Source organism: Aurantimonas sp. 22II-16-19i (assembly GCF_002088275.1).
Lineage (GTDB): Bacteria > Pseudomonadota > Alphaproteobacteria > Rhizobiales > Rhizobiaceae > Jiella.
The window spans coordinates 98,385-112,534 of sequence record NZ_AQQS01000017.1 but is presented as its reverse complement, the minus strand read 5'-3'; the positions used below and the strand labels follow the sequence as shown (position 1 = coordinate 112,534).

At 67.4% G+C, this 14,150-nt stretch carries 13 protein-coding genes; 9 read left to right on the top strand and 4 right to left on the bottom strand.

What is annotated here, in order from left to right:
* Window positions 1-219 precede the first annotated feature (219 nt).
* The 5 genes from carB (at window position 220) to ATO4_RS14835 (ending at window position 5,960) form a co-directional block, all read left to right on the top strand.
* On the top strand, window positions 220-3,714 hold the full coding sequence (carB, locus tag ATO4_RS14855) for a carbamoyl-phosphate synthase large subunit (protein WP_083592311.1): 3,495 nt from the start codon (window positions 220-222) through the stop codon (window positions 3,712-3,714).
* Window positions 3,715-3,926: 212 nt separating this feature from the next.
* A complete protein-coding gene (gene greA / locus ATO4_RS14850) occupies window positions 3,927-4,400 on the top strand; it encodes a transcription elongation factor GreA (protein ID WP_083592310.1) in 474 nt (157 codons plus the stop codon).
* Between the two features lie 31 nt (window positions 4,401-4,431).
* Complete coding sequence (locus ATO4_RS14845) at window positions 4,432-4,695, top strand: BrnT family toxin (protein WP_083592309.1); 264 nt, start codon at window positions 4,432-4,434, stop codon at window positions 4,693-4,695.
* Window positions 4,682-4,897: a ribbon-helix-helix protein, CopG family gene (locus ATO4_RS14840; RefSeq protein WP_083592308.1), complete on the top strand. Its 216-nt coding sequence runs from the start codon at window positions 4,682-4,684 to the stop codon at window positions 4,895-4,897. Before ATO4_RS14845 ends, ATO4_RS14840 begins: the two co-directional genes overlap by 14 nt.
* A gap of 10 nt (window positions 4,898-4,907) precedes the next feature.
* Entirely contained in the window at window positions 4,908-5,960 is a 1,053-nt protein-coding gene (locus ATO4_RS14835; protein WP_083592307.1) for a glycosyltransferase family 4 protein, read from the top strand.
* Here ATO4_RS14835 and ATO4_RS14830 read toward each other — a convergent pair.
* Together ATO4_RS14830 and ATO4_RS14825 are read right to left on the bottom strand one after the other, a co-directional pair.
* Entirely contained in the window at window positions 5,930-6,799 is an 870-nt protein-coding gene (locus tag ATO4_RS14830) for a glycosyltransferase family 25 protein (protein ID WP_083592306.1), read from the bottom strand. The two genes, ATO4_RS14835 and ATO4_RS14830, sit on opposite strands and share 31 nt — an antisense overlap.
* Window positions 6,800-6,808: 9 nt before the next feature.
* Window positions 6,809-8,194, bottom strand: coding sequence for a TrkH family potassium uptake protein (locus ATO4_RS14825; RefSeq protein ID WP_083592321.1), 1,386 nt, complete (start codon window positions 8,192-8,194; stop codon window positions 6,809-6,811).
* Window positions 8,195-8,458: 264 nt separating this feature from the next.
* Here ATO4_RS14825 and trxB point away from each other — a divergent pair, with 264 nt between their 5' ends.
* The 3 genes from trxB to ATO4_RS14810 all read left to right on the top strand — a co-directional run bounded on the left by trxB (window position 8,459) and on the right by ATO4_RS14810 (window position 11,283).
* On the top strand, window positions 8,459-9,433 hold the full coding sequence (gene trxB, locus ATO4_RS14820) for a thioredoxin-disulfide reductase (RefSeq protein ID WP_083592305.1): 975 nt from the start codon (window positions 8,459-8,461) through the stop codon (window positions 9,431-9,433).
* A 64-nt stretch (window positions 9,434-9,497) separates the two neighbouring features.
* Window positions 9,498-10,394, top strand: coding sequence for a LysR family transcriptional regulator (locus ATO4_RS14815; RefSeq protein WP_083592304.1), 897 nt, complete (start codon window positions 9,498-9,500; stop codon window positions 10,392-10,394).
* A gap of 88 nt (window positions 10,395-10,482) precedes the next feature.
* Window positions 10,483-11,283: a metallophosphoesterase gene (locus tag ATO4_RS14810; RefSeq protein ID WP_176223002.1), complete on the top strand. Its 801-nt coding sequence runs from the start codon at window positions 10,483-10,485 to the stop codon at window positions 11,281-11,283.
* Between the two features lie 33 nt (window positions 11,284-11,316).
* On the opposite strand, the gene ATO4_RS14805 is transcribed toward ATO4_RS14810, so the two are convergent.
* Entirely contained in the window at window positions 11,317-11,802 is a 486-nt protein-coding gene (locus tag ATO4_RS14805; protein ID WP_083592302.1) for an SRPBCC family protein, read from the bottom strand.
* Window positions 11,803-12,008: 206 nt separating this feature from the next.
* A complete protein-coding gene (locus tag ATO4_RS14800; protein WP_083592301.1) occupies window positions 12,009-12,272 on the bottom strand; it encodes a hypothetical protein in 264 nt (87 codons plus the stop codon).
* A gap of 731 nt (window positions 12,273-13,003) precedes the next feature.
* Between ATO4_RS14800 and ATO4_RS14795 the strand changes: the two genes are divergently transcribed.
* Entirely contained in the window at window positions 13,004-14,023 is a 1,020-nt protein-coding gene (locus tag ATO4_RS14795) for a heme-binding protein (protein ID WP_083592300.1), read from the top strand.
* Window positions 14,024-14,150 lie beyond the last annotated feature (127 nt).

Below are 14,150 nucleotides of genomic sequence, written 5' to 3'. Positions count from 1 at the left end.
CGGCCCGCCCGGGTGGAGTTCTCGGCGGGCGCCGCTTCACAGTCCCGGCCGGCACCCTCGGCAGGCAAGGCTCCACCGGAATCGTCCCGCCGCCCCTTTCGCCCGGCGCCGGCCTTCCCTATAAGCCGGCCTCAGCCTCATCATTCGACGCCGACCTGGCCGCTCCGCGCGGCCGGGATTGTCGCGCGCGCGAAAAAGACAAATCGGACGAGCCGCACCATGCCCAAACGCACCGACCTGAAATCGATCCTCATCGTCGGCGCCGGCCCGATCATCATCGGCCAGGCCTGCGAATTCGACTATTCGGGCACTCAGGCCTGCAAGGCCCTGCGCGAGGAAGGCTACCGGATCATCCTGGTGAACTCGAACCCGGCGACGATCATGACCGATCCCGATCTCGCCGACGCCACCTATATCGAGCCGATCACCCCGGAGGTCGTCGCCAAGATCATCGCCAAGGAGCGGCCGGACGCGATCCTGCCGACCATGGGCGGCCAGACGGCGCTGAACACGGCGCTGTCGCTGCGCCGCATGGGGGTCCTCGAAAAGTACAATGTCGAGATGATCGGCGCCGATGCCGACGCCATCGACATGGCCGAGGACCGCTCGCTGTTCCGCGAGGCGATGGCCCGCATCGGCCTCGAGACGCCGAAGTCGCGCCTCGCCAATGCCAGCGAGGCGAAGGCCGCCGACCGCGCCGTCCATGACGAGAAGAAGGCGGCGCTCGTCCGCGACATCGCCGATCCGCAGGCGCGCGACGCCGCGCTCGCGGCGCTGGAAGTCGAGTGGCAGCACGGCGAGGCCGAGCGCAAGCAGCGCTACATGGGCCGGGCGCTGGCGACGGCGGCGCAGGCGCTGGAGGAGATCGGCCTGCCGGCGATCATCCGCCCGTCCTTCACCCTCGGCGGCACCGGCGGCGGCATCGCCTACAACCGCTCGGAATTCTTCGAGATCGTCGAGACCGGCCTCGACGCCTCGCCGACCACCGAGGTGCTGGTCGAGGAATCGGTGCTCGGCTGGAAGGAGTACGAGATGGAGGTCGTCCGCGACAAGGCGGACAACTGCATCATCGTCTGCTCCATCGAGAACGTCGATCCGATGGGCGTGCATACCGGCGATTCGATCACCGTCGCCCCGGCCCTGACGCTCACCGACAAGGAATACCAGGTGATGCGCAACGCCTCGATTGCGGTCTTGCGCGAGATCGGCGTCGAGACCGGCGGCTCCAACGTCCAGTTCGCCGTCAATCCCGAGACCGGCCGCCTCGTGGTCATCGAGATGAACCCGCGGGTGTCGCGTTCCTCCGCGCTGGCCTCCAAGGCCACGGGCTTCCCGATCGCCAAGGTCGCGGCCAAGCTCGCCGTGGGCTACACGCTGGACGAGATCCAGAACGACATCACCGGCGGTGCGACGCCGGCCTCCTTCGAGCCGTCGATCGACTACGTCGTCACCAAGATCCCGCGCTTCGCCTTCGAGAAGTTCCCCGGCGCCGAGCCGATCCTGACCACGGCGATGAAGTCCGTCGGCGAGGTCATGGCGATCGGCCGCACCTTCGCCGAATCGCTGCAGAAGGCGCTGCGCGGCCTCGAGACCGGGCTGACCGGCCTCGACGAGATCGAGATCCCGGGTCTCGGCCAGGGCGACGACAAGAACGCCATCCGCGCCGCCATCGGCACGCCGACGCCGGACCGGCTGCGCATGGTGGTCCAGGCGATGCGGCTCGGCCTCACCATCGAGGACGTGCATGCCGCCTGCAAGATCGATCGCTGGTTCCTCGCCCAGTTGAAGGCCATCGTCGACACCGAGAAGAAGATCACGGAGATCGGCCTGCCCGAGGATGCCGCCAATCTGCGGCTTCTGAAATCCATGGGCTTTTCCGATGCGCGCCTCGCGTCCCTGACGAAGAAGCGGCCGAAGGAGATCGCCGAGCTGCGCAACCGGCTGGGCGTCAGGCCGGTGTTCAAGCGCATCGACACCTGCGCCGCCGAATTCGCCTCGCCGACCCCCTACATGTATTCGACCTACGAGCGGCCCTTTGCCGGCGCGCTCCGCTCCGAGGCCGAGGTCTCAGACCGCAAGAAGGTCGTCATCCTCGGCGGCGGCCCGAACCGCATCGGCCAGGGCATCGAGTTCGACTATTGCTGCTGCCACGCCGCCTTCGCCCTCAAGGACGCGGGCTTCGAGGCGATCATGATCAACTGCAACCCCGAGACCGTCTCGACCGACTACGACACCTCCGACCGGCTCTATTTCGAGCCGCTGACCGCCGAGGACGTGATCGAGATCATGAAGGTCGAGCAGGAGCGCGGCGAACTCGTCGGCGTCATCGTCCAGTATGGCGGCCAGACGCCGCTGAAGCTCGCCGAGGCGCTCGAGAAGAACGGCATCCCGATCCTCGGAACGGCGCCGGACATGATCGACCTCGCCGAGGACCGGGACCGCTTCCAGAAGCTCCTCACCCGGCTCGACCTGAAGCAGCCGAACAACGGCATCGCCTTTTCGGTCGAGCAGGCGCGGCTCGTCGCCTCCGAGATCGGCTTCCCGCTGGTGGTGCGCCCGTCCTACGTCCTCGGCGGCCGGGCGATGCAGATCATCCATTCGGAACAGATGCTGCAGAGCTACCTCCTCGACACCGTGCCGGGTCTCGTTCCGGAGGACATCAAGCAGCGCTATCCGAACGACAAGACCGGCCAGATCAACACGCTGCTCGGCAAGAACCCGCTGCTCTTCGACAGCTACCTGACCGATGCGATCGAAGTGGATGTCGACTGCCTCTCCGACGGCAGCGAGAGCTTCGTCGCCGGCATCATGGAGCACATCGAGGAGGCCGGCATCCATTCCGGCGATTCGGCCTGCTCGCTCCCGGTCCACTCCCTGTCGAAGGAGACGACGGACGAGCTCGCCCGCCAGACGGAAGCGCTGGCCCGCTCGCTCCATGTCGGCGGCCTGATGAACGTCCAGTTCGCCATCAAGGACGGCGAGATCTACGTGCTGGAGGTCAATCCGCGCGCCTCGCGCACGGTGCCCTTCGTCGCCAAGACGATCGGCTGCCCGATCGCCAAGGTCGCGGCGCGGATCATGGCCGGCGAGAGCCTGACATCGGCCTTCTCCCACTATGGCGGCAAGCCGGACACCCACAACATCCGCCACATCGCGGTGAAGGAAGCGGTCTTCCCCTTCGCCCGCTTCCCCGGCGTCGACACGCTGCTCGGCCCGGAGATGCGGTCCACCGGCGAGGTGATGGGCCTCGATACCGACTATGCCGTGGCCTTCGCCAAGGCCCAGCTCGGCGCCGGCGTCGACCTGCCCCGCGACGGCACGGTGTTCGTCTCGGTGAAGGATTCCGACAAGCAGCGCTGCCTGCCGGCGGTGCGGCGCCTCGCCGAGCTCGGCTTCCAGGTGCTGGCGACCGGCGGCACCCAGCGCTTCCTCGTCGCCAACGACATCCCGGCGACGAAGATCAACAAGGTGCTGGAAGGCCGTCCGCACATCGAGGACGCGATCCGCAACCGCCAGGTCCAGCTCGTGCTCAACACCACGGAGGGCGCCAAGGCGCTGTCCGATTCGCGCTCGCTGCGCCGCGCCGCGCTGATCCACAAGGTGCCCTACTACACCACGCTGGCGGGCATGGTGGCGGCGGCCGAGGCGATTGCGGCGTTGAAGAACGGCAATCTTGAAGTTCGGACGCTCCAGTCGTACTTTACGGGCGCCTGACTGCGTCGGCGCCCGTAAAGCGGGCGCCGACGCCACGTCCAGCCAGTCTGATGGTGCTGCTGGTCCGGAGCGGAAACGCCGTTCTGGGCCGGTTTCTTATTGTGTCGCGGCAGGGTTCTCGGCACAGTGTGTGTAGACCGACTTCGCCAGTTGCGCGAAGTCCTTGAGAGGTCGACCTCGCGTATCACGCGAGGTCCGGAAAGGTGGAGGCCATGGAAAAGGTCCCGATGACGAGTCGCGGTTTCGAGGCGCTGCGGGAAGAGCTGCGCCGTCGCCAGCAGGAAGAGCGCCCGAGGATCATCGCGGCGATCTCCGAGGCGCGCGCTCACGGCGACCTCTCCGAGAACGCCGAATATCACGCGGCCAAGGAAGCCCAGAGCCTCAACGAGGGCCGCATCTCGGAGCTGGAAGACCTGACGGCCCGCGCCGAGGTGATCGACCTGTCGAAGATGTCCGGCGACCGGATCAAGTTCGGCGCCACCGTCAAGCTCGTCGACGAGGACACCGAGGAAGAGCGGCGCTACCAGATCGTCGGCGACCAGGAAGCCGACGTGAAGGAGGGCAAGATCTCGATCTCCTCGCCCATCGCCCGCGCGCTGATCGGCAAGACCGAAGGCGACACCGTCGAGGTCGCCGCCCCCGGCGGCGCAAGGTCCTACGAGATCCTCGAGGTCAGCTGGCAGTAGGCGGCGACGCCGTCATTCGGGCGTGCTCTCGATGGGTTTCGAATACGATCCAGAGAAGAGCACGTCCAACAAGCGCAAGCATGGAATCGATTTCGAGGAAGCCAAGGCTCTCTTCGATGACCCGAGGCTTCTGGAATTCGATGCGCCGTCGCAAAGCGAAGCACGATATGTTGCCGTCGGAAAACTCGGCGGAAAACACTGGGCGGCCATCTTCACGCGAAGAGGCGGTGCCATCCGACTCATCTCCGTGCGACGGGCACGAGGCAACGAGGTCCGGATCTATGAAGGCGCATGAAATCGACAGGATTTTCGACGACGGTGGCTCGCTCGACGGCATCGTCGACTGGTCCAGGGGACGCCGGATCAATCAGCCCGCGACAACGGTCGCCGTGCAACTGCCGCCGCGCCTGATCGAAGCCGTCGATCGCGAGGCGAGACGGCGGGAGCTGTCGCGAGAGGACGTCATACGGACGTTGATCTCGGATCACCTCGCCTGACCCGACCCCATTGCCCCGTCCGTCCGAAATCACCGTCGTCGCGCCGAACTTCAAGCGCCGCCTGTCCGGCGTCACCTCGACGATCATCCAGCTCGTCCCGCTCCAGGCCCGCTCGCTACCCATCGCGACCCTCGGCCCGGGCCTGCCGGACACCCTGCCGAAATTGTCCTGGCGCGATCTGCCGAAGCTCTGGCGCCGGCCGAAGGGCCGGCCGTTCCGCATCTGGCACGCGCGGCGCAACACCGAGATGCTGGCCGGCGTCGTCCTGCGCGATCTCCTGCGCATGCCGCTGAAGCTGCTCTTCACCTCCGCCGCCCAGCGCCACCACACCGGCTGGACGCGCTTCCTCATCGGCCGGATGGACGCCGTCGTCGCCACCAGCGAACGCAGCCGCGCCTATCTGACGGTCCCCGCACGGGTCGTCATGCACGGCATCGATCTCGACCGCTTCTCCCCGGACGGGCCGATGCCGGCTGGCGAACTCGCGGCGTCTCTCGACGGACGCAGCATCGTCGGCTGCTCCGGCCGCATCCGCCACCAGAAGGGCACCGACCTCTTCGTCGCGGCGATGATCGCCCTTCTTCCCGACCATCCGGACTGGACGGCCGTCGTCACCGGGCGCGTCACCGCCGAGAACCGGGCCTTCGCGGAAACGCTGCACCGGCAGATCGCAGAGGCCGGACTCGAGGACCGCATCCTCCTCGTCGGCGAGGTCCACGACATCGCCGCCTGGTTCCGCCGCTTCGATCTCTATGTGGCGCCGCCGCGCAACGAAGGCTTCGGCCTGACGCCGCTCGAAGCCATGGCGAGCCGGACGCCCGTCGTCGCCAGCGATGCCGGGGCCTTCGCCGAGCAGATCGTCGAGGGGGTCACCGGCCGCGTCGTCCCGCCGGGCAGCGCCACGGCGCTGGCGGCCGCCATCGCACCCTATTTCGGCGACGCAGGCCTGCGGGAGCGGGCCGCCGAGGCCGGGCTCGCCCATGTGCGCGAACACTTTCCGCTGCAACGGGAGGCGGGCGAGCTCGCCGCCGTCTACGAGACGCTCTGGTCCTCGGCCGCATAGGCCGCCAGCCGGGCGTCGAGCGCTTTGCGGGAGATCGGCAGCACCGCGCGAAACGCTTCCTCGTCGACGAGGGCCGGCCGGAATTCCGCGTCCGCCAGCCGCCGCATCTGCACCAGACCCAGCCGCATCTGCGTCCCCAGCCGGCGGGCGATGTAGCCAAGGTTGCCCGGCGCCAGCGGCAGGTGCTGGCGCGGCAGCTGGATCGACGTCTCGGTGGTCAGACCGACGTCGAAGCCGCGGGCGGCGAGCAGATGCACCTGCATGGTCACCGCCGGCTCCAGCTGCGCGCTCTTCGGCCGACAGACCCCGAAGATAAAGGCGTCGGCCGGCGCCGCATGGCTCTCCGCCCGGTCGAGCAGAAGCCGCGCGCCCCGGGGGGACAGCCAGTAGGCGCCCGCACCGGCCTTGTCGCGCAGGAGTTCGGCGAGCCGGAACCGGCCCATCGTCTGGATCCGGCCCCTGCGAAAGAACTTCCGCCGGCCGAAACTCTCCAGATTGACCAGTTCGGCACCACCCGCCGCGGCCTTTCCCGCCGCCTCCGCGAAATGCGCCGAGAACACCGTGTCGTCCTCGAGGACGATCAGCCCCTCCGGTCGCTCCGCCGCCTTCTCCCAGAGCGCCCGGTGGGACAGGAAGGCGGCGAGCTCCGGCCGCGTCATCGGCCGCTCCCATTGCCTCGACAGGCGCCGGAACGCCGCCGCGTCGATGCCAGCCGCCTCGACGGCGGCAAACCGGTTCAGCGCGATCCCGTGGCTTGCGGCCTGCACCTCCATCAGGGCGCGCCGCTCGCGCGCCCGTTGAAGGTTGATGAACCAGATCTCCGGCGTCGCCCTGCCCATCGACGCGGCTCAGTCCGCCCAGACCGACGGGAAGAACAGGATCAGCACCGTCACCAGTTCCAGCCGGCCGAGCAGCATCGCCGCCGACAGCACCCACAGCGCCGGGTCGGGGATGGTCGAGAAGTTGCCGGCCGGCCCGATGATCTGGCCGAAGCCCGGACCGACGTTGGACAGCGCCGTCAGCGTGCCGGAAAAGGCGGTGATCAGGTCGAGACCGAAGGCCGTCAACAGCACCGTGCCCATCAGCAGCGTCCCGAAGAACAGGAAGAAGAAGATCGTCACGGTCTGGATGGTCTGGGCGCTGATGTCGTCATTGCCGTATTTCAGCCGGACGATCGCATGCGGCCGCACCAGCTTGCGGAAGCTCGCCCGCACCACGAGGAACAGGACGACCAGGCGGTTCGCCTTGATGCCGCCGGCGGTCGAGCCGGCGCAGCCGCCGAGGAACGAGGCGAGGAAGAAGATGCCGATCGCCGCGTTCGACCACAGCGTATAGTCCTCCGACGCATAGCCCGTCGTGGTGATCACCGAGACGAGGTTGAAGGTGGAGGAGACCAGCGCCTCGCCGAAGGGCGTGTCGTTGATGATCCGGCGCGTCACCGCGATGGCGAAGCTGAGCACCAGGCAGATCACCAGGAACACCAGGATCTGCGGGTCGCGCCACAGCTGGAAGCGCCGCGGCAGGAAGGCCCGCACATAGACGACGAAGGGCAGCGCCGCGAGGATCATGAAGATGGTCGAGGTGATCAGGATGCGGTTGTCGTCGAAGAAGCCCATCGAGGCGTCGTGGGTCGAGTAGCCGCCCGTCGCCATGGTGGTCATCGCGTGGTTGGTCGCGTCGAAGAACGACATGCCGAGCGAGGTGTAGGCGATGGCGCAGAGCAGCGTCAGCACGACATAGGCGGCGATCAGCCCGCCGGTCAGCTGGTTCACCCGCGGCAGCACCTTGTCCGACTTGTCGGAGCTTTCCATGTGGAACAGCGCGAGACCGCCGGCCTGCAGCGACGGCAGGATCAGGAGCACCATGCCGATGATTCCGATGCCGCCCAGCCACTGCAGCAGCGAGCGCCAGAGCAGGATGCCCCGCGGCAGCGAATCGAGGCCGGAGATCACCGTGGATCCGGTCGTCGTCAGCCCTGACATCGATTCGAAGAAGGCGCCGGCGAAGGTCACGTTCACCGACGAGAAATACAAAGGCAAGGCGCCGATCACGCAGGCGGCGATCCAGACGGTGGTGACCAGCAGGAAGCCGAGCTTCTGGGTGAATTGCGGCCGCTCGCCGCGCGTCGCCACCGCCACCAGGGCGCAGATCATCCCGACGAGGAAGCCGGTGCCGACGAAGACCCGGAAATCGTCGTTCTCGTCGGCGAAGTCGGTCAGTGCCGGCAGGAGCATGGCGAATGCGAGCCCGAGGCCGAAGATCGACGTCACATGGGCGATCGTCCTGAAAATGTCGGGTTCTCCGGGCTGATGGGGACGATGATGTGTCCGCCGACCCGCGGTTCTAGTGCCTTGCGCCGGCTACGGCAATTCGCCAGCGCGTCCGAAAGCCGCCTTCCTTCGCCCTTTGGCCGGCATGTTGCAGCACGGCATCCCCTCGTCTATTGAACGAGGCAATCCCCGATGCCATTTGCCAGACGCATTGCTTGCGAGGCTGCCATGTCTAACCGTCACGCCAATATCATCATTCTCGGCTCCGGGCCCGCGGGCTACACCGCCGCGATCTACGCCGCGCGCGCCATGATGAAGCCGCTGATCGTCGCGGGCCTCCAGGAAGGTGGCCAGCTGACGATCACGACGGATGTCGAGAATTATCCCGGCTTTGCCGAGCCGGTCCAGGGTCCCTGGATGATGGAGCAGATGAAGGCGCAGGCGCTGAATGTCGGCGCCGAGATCGCCAACGACATCATCGTCTCCGCCGAGCTCGGCCAGCGCCCCTTCCGCCTTACCGGCGACAGCGGCACGGTCTACACCTGCGACGCGCTGGTCATCGCCACGGGCGCCCAGGCCAAGTGGCTGGGGCTGCCAAGCGAGGACCTGTTCCAGGGCTTCGGCGTCTCGGCCTGCGCCACCTGCGACGGCTTCTTCTATCGCGGCCGCGAGGTCGTCGTCGTCGGCGGCGGCAACACCGCGGTCGAGGAGGCGCTCTACCTGTCGCACATCGCCAAAAAGGTGACGCTGGTCCATCGCCGCGACGAGCTGCGCGCCGAGCGCATCCTACAGGAACGGCTGTTCAAGTCCGAGAATGTCGAGGTCCTGTGGGACACGGCGGTCGAGGAGATCGTCGGCGTCGAGAAGCCGCTGAAGTCGGTGAACGGCATCCGGCTGAAGAACATGAAGACCGGCGAGGTCACCGAAAAGACCGTCGACGGCGTCTTCGTCGCCATCGGCCATGCGCCGGCGGTCGAGCTGTTCGTCGGCCAGCTGAAGCAGAAGCCGTCGGGCTATCTCTGGGTCGAGCCCGGCACGACGCGCACGTCGCTCGAAGGGGTATTTGCCGCCGGCGACGTCGCCGACGACGTCTACCGCCAGGCCGTCACCGCCGCCGGCATGGGCTGCATGGCGGCGCTGGAAGCGGAGAAGTTCCTCGCCGAGCAGGCGTTGAACGAACCGCGCGCAGCAGCCGCCGAATAGGGGCGTTCCGCCCGGACATTCCCCTTCCGGCGCTCCTGCCGGATCGCTTGAAGGACCACCCGACATGGCCCTCGACTGGGACAAGCTGCGGATCTTCCACGCAGCAGCCGAGGCAGGCTCGTTCACCCACGCGGCCGACGCCCTCAATCTCAGCCAGTCGGCGATCAGCCGCCAGGTGGCGGCCCTCGAGAACGAGATCGGCGTGCCGCTGTTTCACCGGCACGCGCGGGGCCTCGTCCTGTCCGAGCAGGGCGAACTCCTGTTCCAGACGGCGAACGACGTCCTGAAGCGGCTCGAGACGGTGCGCATGCAGCTCACCGAGACCAAGGAGAAGCCGACCGGCAAGCTGCGGGTGACGACCACCGTCGGCCTCGGCTCCGGCTGGCTGACCGAGCGGGCCCGGGAGTTCCTCGAACTCTATCCCGACCTCGAGCTGCAGCTGGTCTTCGACAACGAGGAGATCGACCTCACCATGCGCAAGGCGGACGCGGCGATCCGCCTGCGCCAGCCGCAGCAGCCCGACCTCATCCAGCGCCGGCTGTTCACCGTGCATCTCCACGTCTATGCGGCGCCGAGCTATCTCACCCGCTTCGGCACGCCCGAGACGGTGGAGGACCTCGACCATCACCGCATCATCACCTTCGGCGAGCCGGCGCCCAACTACCTGCGCAATCTCAACACGCTGGAGACCGTCGGACTGCCGGAGGGCAAGTTCCGCAGCCCGATCCTGCAGATCAACAATCTGATGGCGATCCGCTCGGCGATCGAGAGCGGGACCGGCCTCGCCTTGTTGCCCGACTACATGATCGACAAGCGCTCCAAGCTCGTCCAGGTGCTTCCGGAAATGGAAATGCCGACCTTCGACACCTATCTCTGCTACACCGAGCAGATGCGAAGCGCCGCCAAGCTGAAGGTGTTCCGCGACTTCCTCATCTCGAAGGCCCGCACCTGGGCCTATTGAGCGCGGCCTGTCTCGCACGCTGGGGATGCGGTCGCTGCGGCCGCATTCGAGATCGATCCGAAGCCAGAGGCACGAGAGGCAGAAGACAGTGTCCAGCCAATCGCACCCGAACGCCATCGTGGCGATCGGCGACGTCCACGGCGAGAGCGGCCTGTTCCGGCGCTTCCTCGACGGCGTCGACCGGCTCGCCGAAGAGCGCGGCGTCCAGCCGGCCATCTACATCCTCGGCGATCTCGTCGATCGCGGCGAGGACAGCTGCGGCGCCATGGAAATCGCCGAACGGGTGCTGTCGGAGCGGCCGGGCTCGAAGCTGCTCCTCGGCAATCACGACGAATGGCTCCTGCGGTTCCTCGAGAACGCCCTGTCGCTGGAGGAGATCTTCCACTGGCTCGACCAGGGCGGCGCGGAGACCCTCGCCTCCTACGGCTTCCGGCTCGCCGACACGCCGCCCGCCGAAATCCGCCGCGCGATCAACGCGCGCTGGCCGGGCCATCTGAGAATGCTCGCCGAGGCCTCGCCGATCGAATTTGCCGGCGGCTTCGCCTTCGTCCACGCCGGCGTCGACCCGGACCGTCCCCTCGACCGCCAGGACCCGCACGACTGCGTCTGGATCCGCGCGCCGTTCATGAACCATGTCGGGCGCCTCAGCCACCTCGTCCTGCACGGCCACACGCCGCAGAAGTCCGGCGTGCCGACGGTCACGGAAAACCGCCTGTCGCTCGATACCGGCGCGGTCTTCACCGGACATCTCGCCGGCGCCTGGGTGGACGTCGGGACGGGCACCATCGCCTGTCTGCGGGCGAGCCTCGACGAGGACCTCCACCGCGTCGCGCCGCACCGCCTCGACCGCGGCCTCGGCACCGCGATGGACGCGGCGCCCTGCCCCTGAGGCGAGACGGCGTGGCGCGGCTTGTCGCCCGTCCTACATGGCGCCGGCCTTTTCCTTGAGCGAGGCGAGCCCGGCGTCGTAGATCCCGCCGATCACCCCGGACGCCGCCTCGTCGCTGGCGCCCTTGGCCTCGAACGTGCCGGACCACGAGATCGTCGACCCGTCGCCCGAGCCGGAGACGCTGATCGTCGACTGGTAGTTCGCCACCGGCAGCGGCCCGTCGAGGATCGTGTAGCTGTAGCTCATCTGGTCGTCGTCGCGGGCGGTCTGCTCTTCGACCAGCGCCGCCCCGTCGGGCAGGGTGATGGTGCGGACGCTCTTGCCGCCCTCTTCCTTCAGCTCGCACTTCGTGGCGGCCGGATGCCAGGTCTGAATGTCGCAGAAGCTGCCGATCATCTTCCAGACGGCGTCGGGCTTGGCGGCGACCTCGACGGATTTCGACACCTCGACGGCCAGTGCCGGCGTCGCGGCGAGCGCTCCCATGGCGGCGAGACCCGCGACCTTCGAACGAATTTTCATCTGCTTTTCCTCCCGAGCGCCGATTCTGGCCAATGCCCGAACCCGGCGTCCTCCTCGATGCCCGCCGCCAAGCTAGCGAATTTCGGGCCGCTGGCAATCGCGCCGACGAATGGCCGGAGCCCTCCGGCGAGAATCGCGGCGAGCGAAAAAAGGCGATGCCGCGTCAGCGGCACCGCCCTTGCATCGTGGCCCCGTCCGATCGCCCGTCAGCGGCAGACGCGCACCTTGCGGACGATGCGCTCGCCGTGGCGGTACTTCACCGTCTTCTTGACGACGCAGTCCCGCTGATGCGGGCGGATCCTCTCGACCACCACCGGCCGGCGATCGTCGTGGTGCCGGCGGGGGGCGGCGTGATGACGCGGCGCCTGATGATCGCCGATGACGATCTTGACGCTCGCCGCCTCGGCCGAAGCGCCGGCCCCGAAAGTCGCCGCGAGAGCGAGAGCGGAAGCGAGGATGAACTTGCGCATGGAAGTGCCTTTCGATGTGCCCGGAGGCGGTGAAGACGATAAGTCAAAGTTATGGTTTTGGAGCTGAACGGCCCCTGAATGGTTTCGCTACGCAACATTCACGGTGTAGAATGAACTCTTGCAGCCACCGCTGTCGCGCTGCCGGCCGAGCGTTGCGCGCGCTCTCGGAAGCTCTTGCACTTCGCAGCTTGGGCAGGCGGGCCAGTAGGCCCTGCGGAACGAGCGCCGGGCGGCGATGGCATGCCGCGGGCGAACCTGTGCCCAGCCCGCCGGACGCTGCCCCAGGGGCGGACGCCGAAGGCGAAGCGTCGAGGTCGCCGCGTGGCGGCAACCGTCACCGCCGGTCTGCGACAGCGCTCGCGGCGGCCACAGCGCGGCAATTCCTGGGGCAGAACAAAAAAAGGGCGGCCAGTGGCCGCCCGAAGTTTGGCTGGAGTATCAGGTCGAAAAACCCGATATGCCCATAACGCTACTCCCCAAACATGGTTGCACTTGGGCAACGCTGAATCGACAAATTTCTTGCTGGCGCTATTTTCCCGATCACGGATACGTTTTCACCGCGGTGGGGCAGGATGGGCGGAGCCGCTGGTTCTTCGGTCTCGCAGCGCAACCAATGCGCCGCGGTGACGTTGTCGCCAAAGGGTCGGCGTATCACGCCGACGCGCCGTCCCTTATCGGGCGCCATCGCAGAACCAGCATCGAACAAGCCGGACACGTCAGGAGTTTCGCATATGTTTCGGGACAGACCGAGCACCTATGATCAGGTCGCCAACGCCCTTGCCACGCTGGGCGAGCGGATCGGGGAACTGGAAGGGCAGCTCGCCGAGCGGCTCGACCCGACGCCCTCCGCCAGCGAACGCGCCCGCCGGGCGATCGGCCGGGTGATTCCCGGCGTCACTCCGGAGCCGACGGGTCTCTCCCGCTACCTCCCGCATCTGTCCGACTACTGGCCGGACGACGCCGGCAGGCGGGCGCGCCGCCAGGTTCGCGCGCTGCAGGACGCCGGCGGCGACCTCGCCCATGGCGCCGAGGACTATTTCGGCAGCGCCCGGCGGCAGGTCGCCGGCTGGTCCGCCCCGGCGCTGGCCTCGCTGCGCAGCCATCTGCCGGCGCGCTACCAGCCGAAGGCCGCCGACCGCAACCGCGAGCTGACGGCGCTTCTGGTCGTCGGCGGCGCGGTCGTCGCCGTGGGTGCCGCCTACTACATCACCAAGAAGGTCAACGAACATTCCGAGGAGCCGGACTACGACACCGTCCGCTCCGACGGGCCGATCGAGATCCGCGACTATGACGCCATGATCGTCGCCGAGACGGTCAAGAGCGGCTATCACGAGAAGGCGCGGCGGCTGGGCTTCATGACGCTCGCCGACTACATCTTCGCCAAGAACCGCCCCGGCAAGAAGATCAAGATGACCACCCCGGTGCTGCAGCAGCTCGCCGAGGGCGAAGGCCGCTCAAAGGGCTGGGCGGTCCGCTTCGTCATGCCGAAGAAGTTCACCCTCGCCAGCCTCCCCGAGCCGGCCGGTCCCGACGTGCGCCTGAAGGAAGTCTCGGCGCGCCGCGTCGCCGCCATCCGCTTCTCCGGCAACTTCACCGCAACGCTTGCCTCCAAGCACCTGATGACGCTGTACAATTATCTGGCCGACAACAATCTCAAGCAGCACGGCGATCCGGAATATGCCTTCTACAACCCGCCCTGGACGCCGGGCTTCCTGAAGCGCAACGAGATCCTCATCGAGGTCGAGCGCTGAGCTGAGGCTGATTGGCCGAAGACACGACGTGGAAAAGGTGGCGCCAGCGCCGCCTTTTTTTGTTCGGCTGCTGTGTGAAGGCGATCCGGCGTCCTGTCGTGCCAAAGGAGGCAGCCGATGGCAGAGG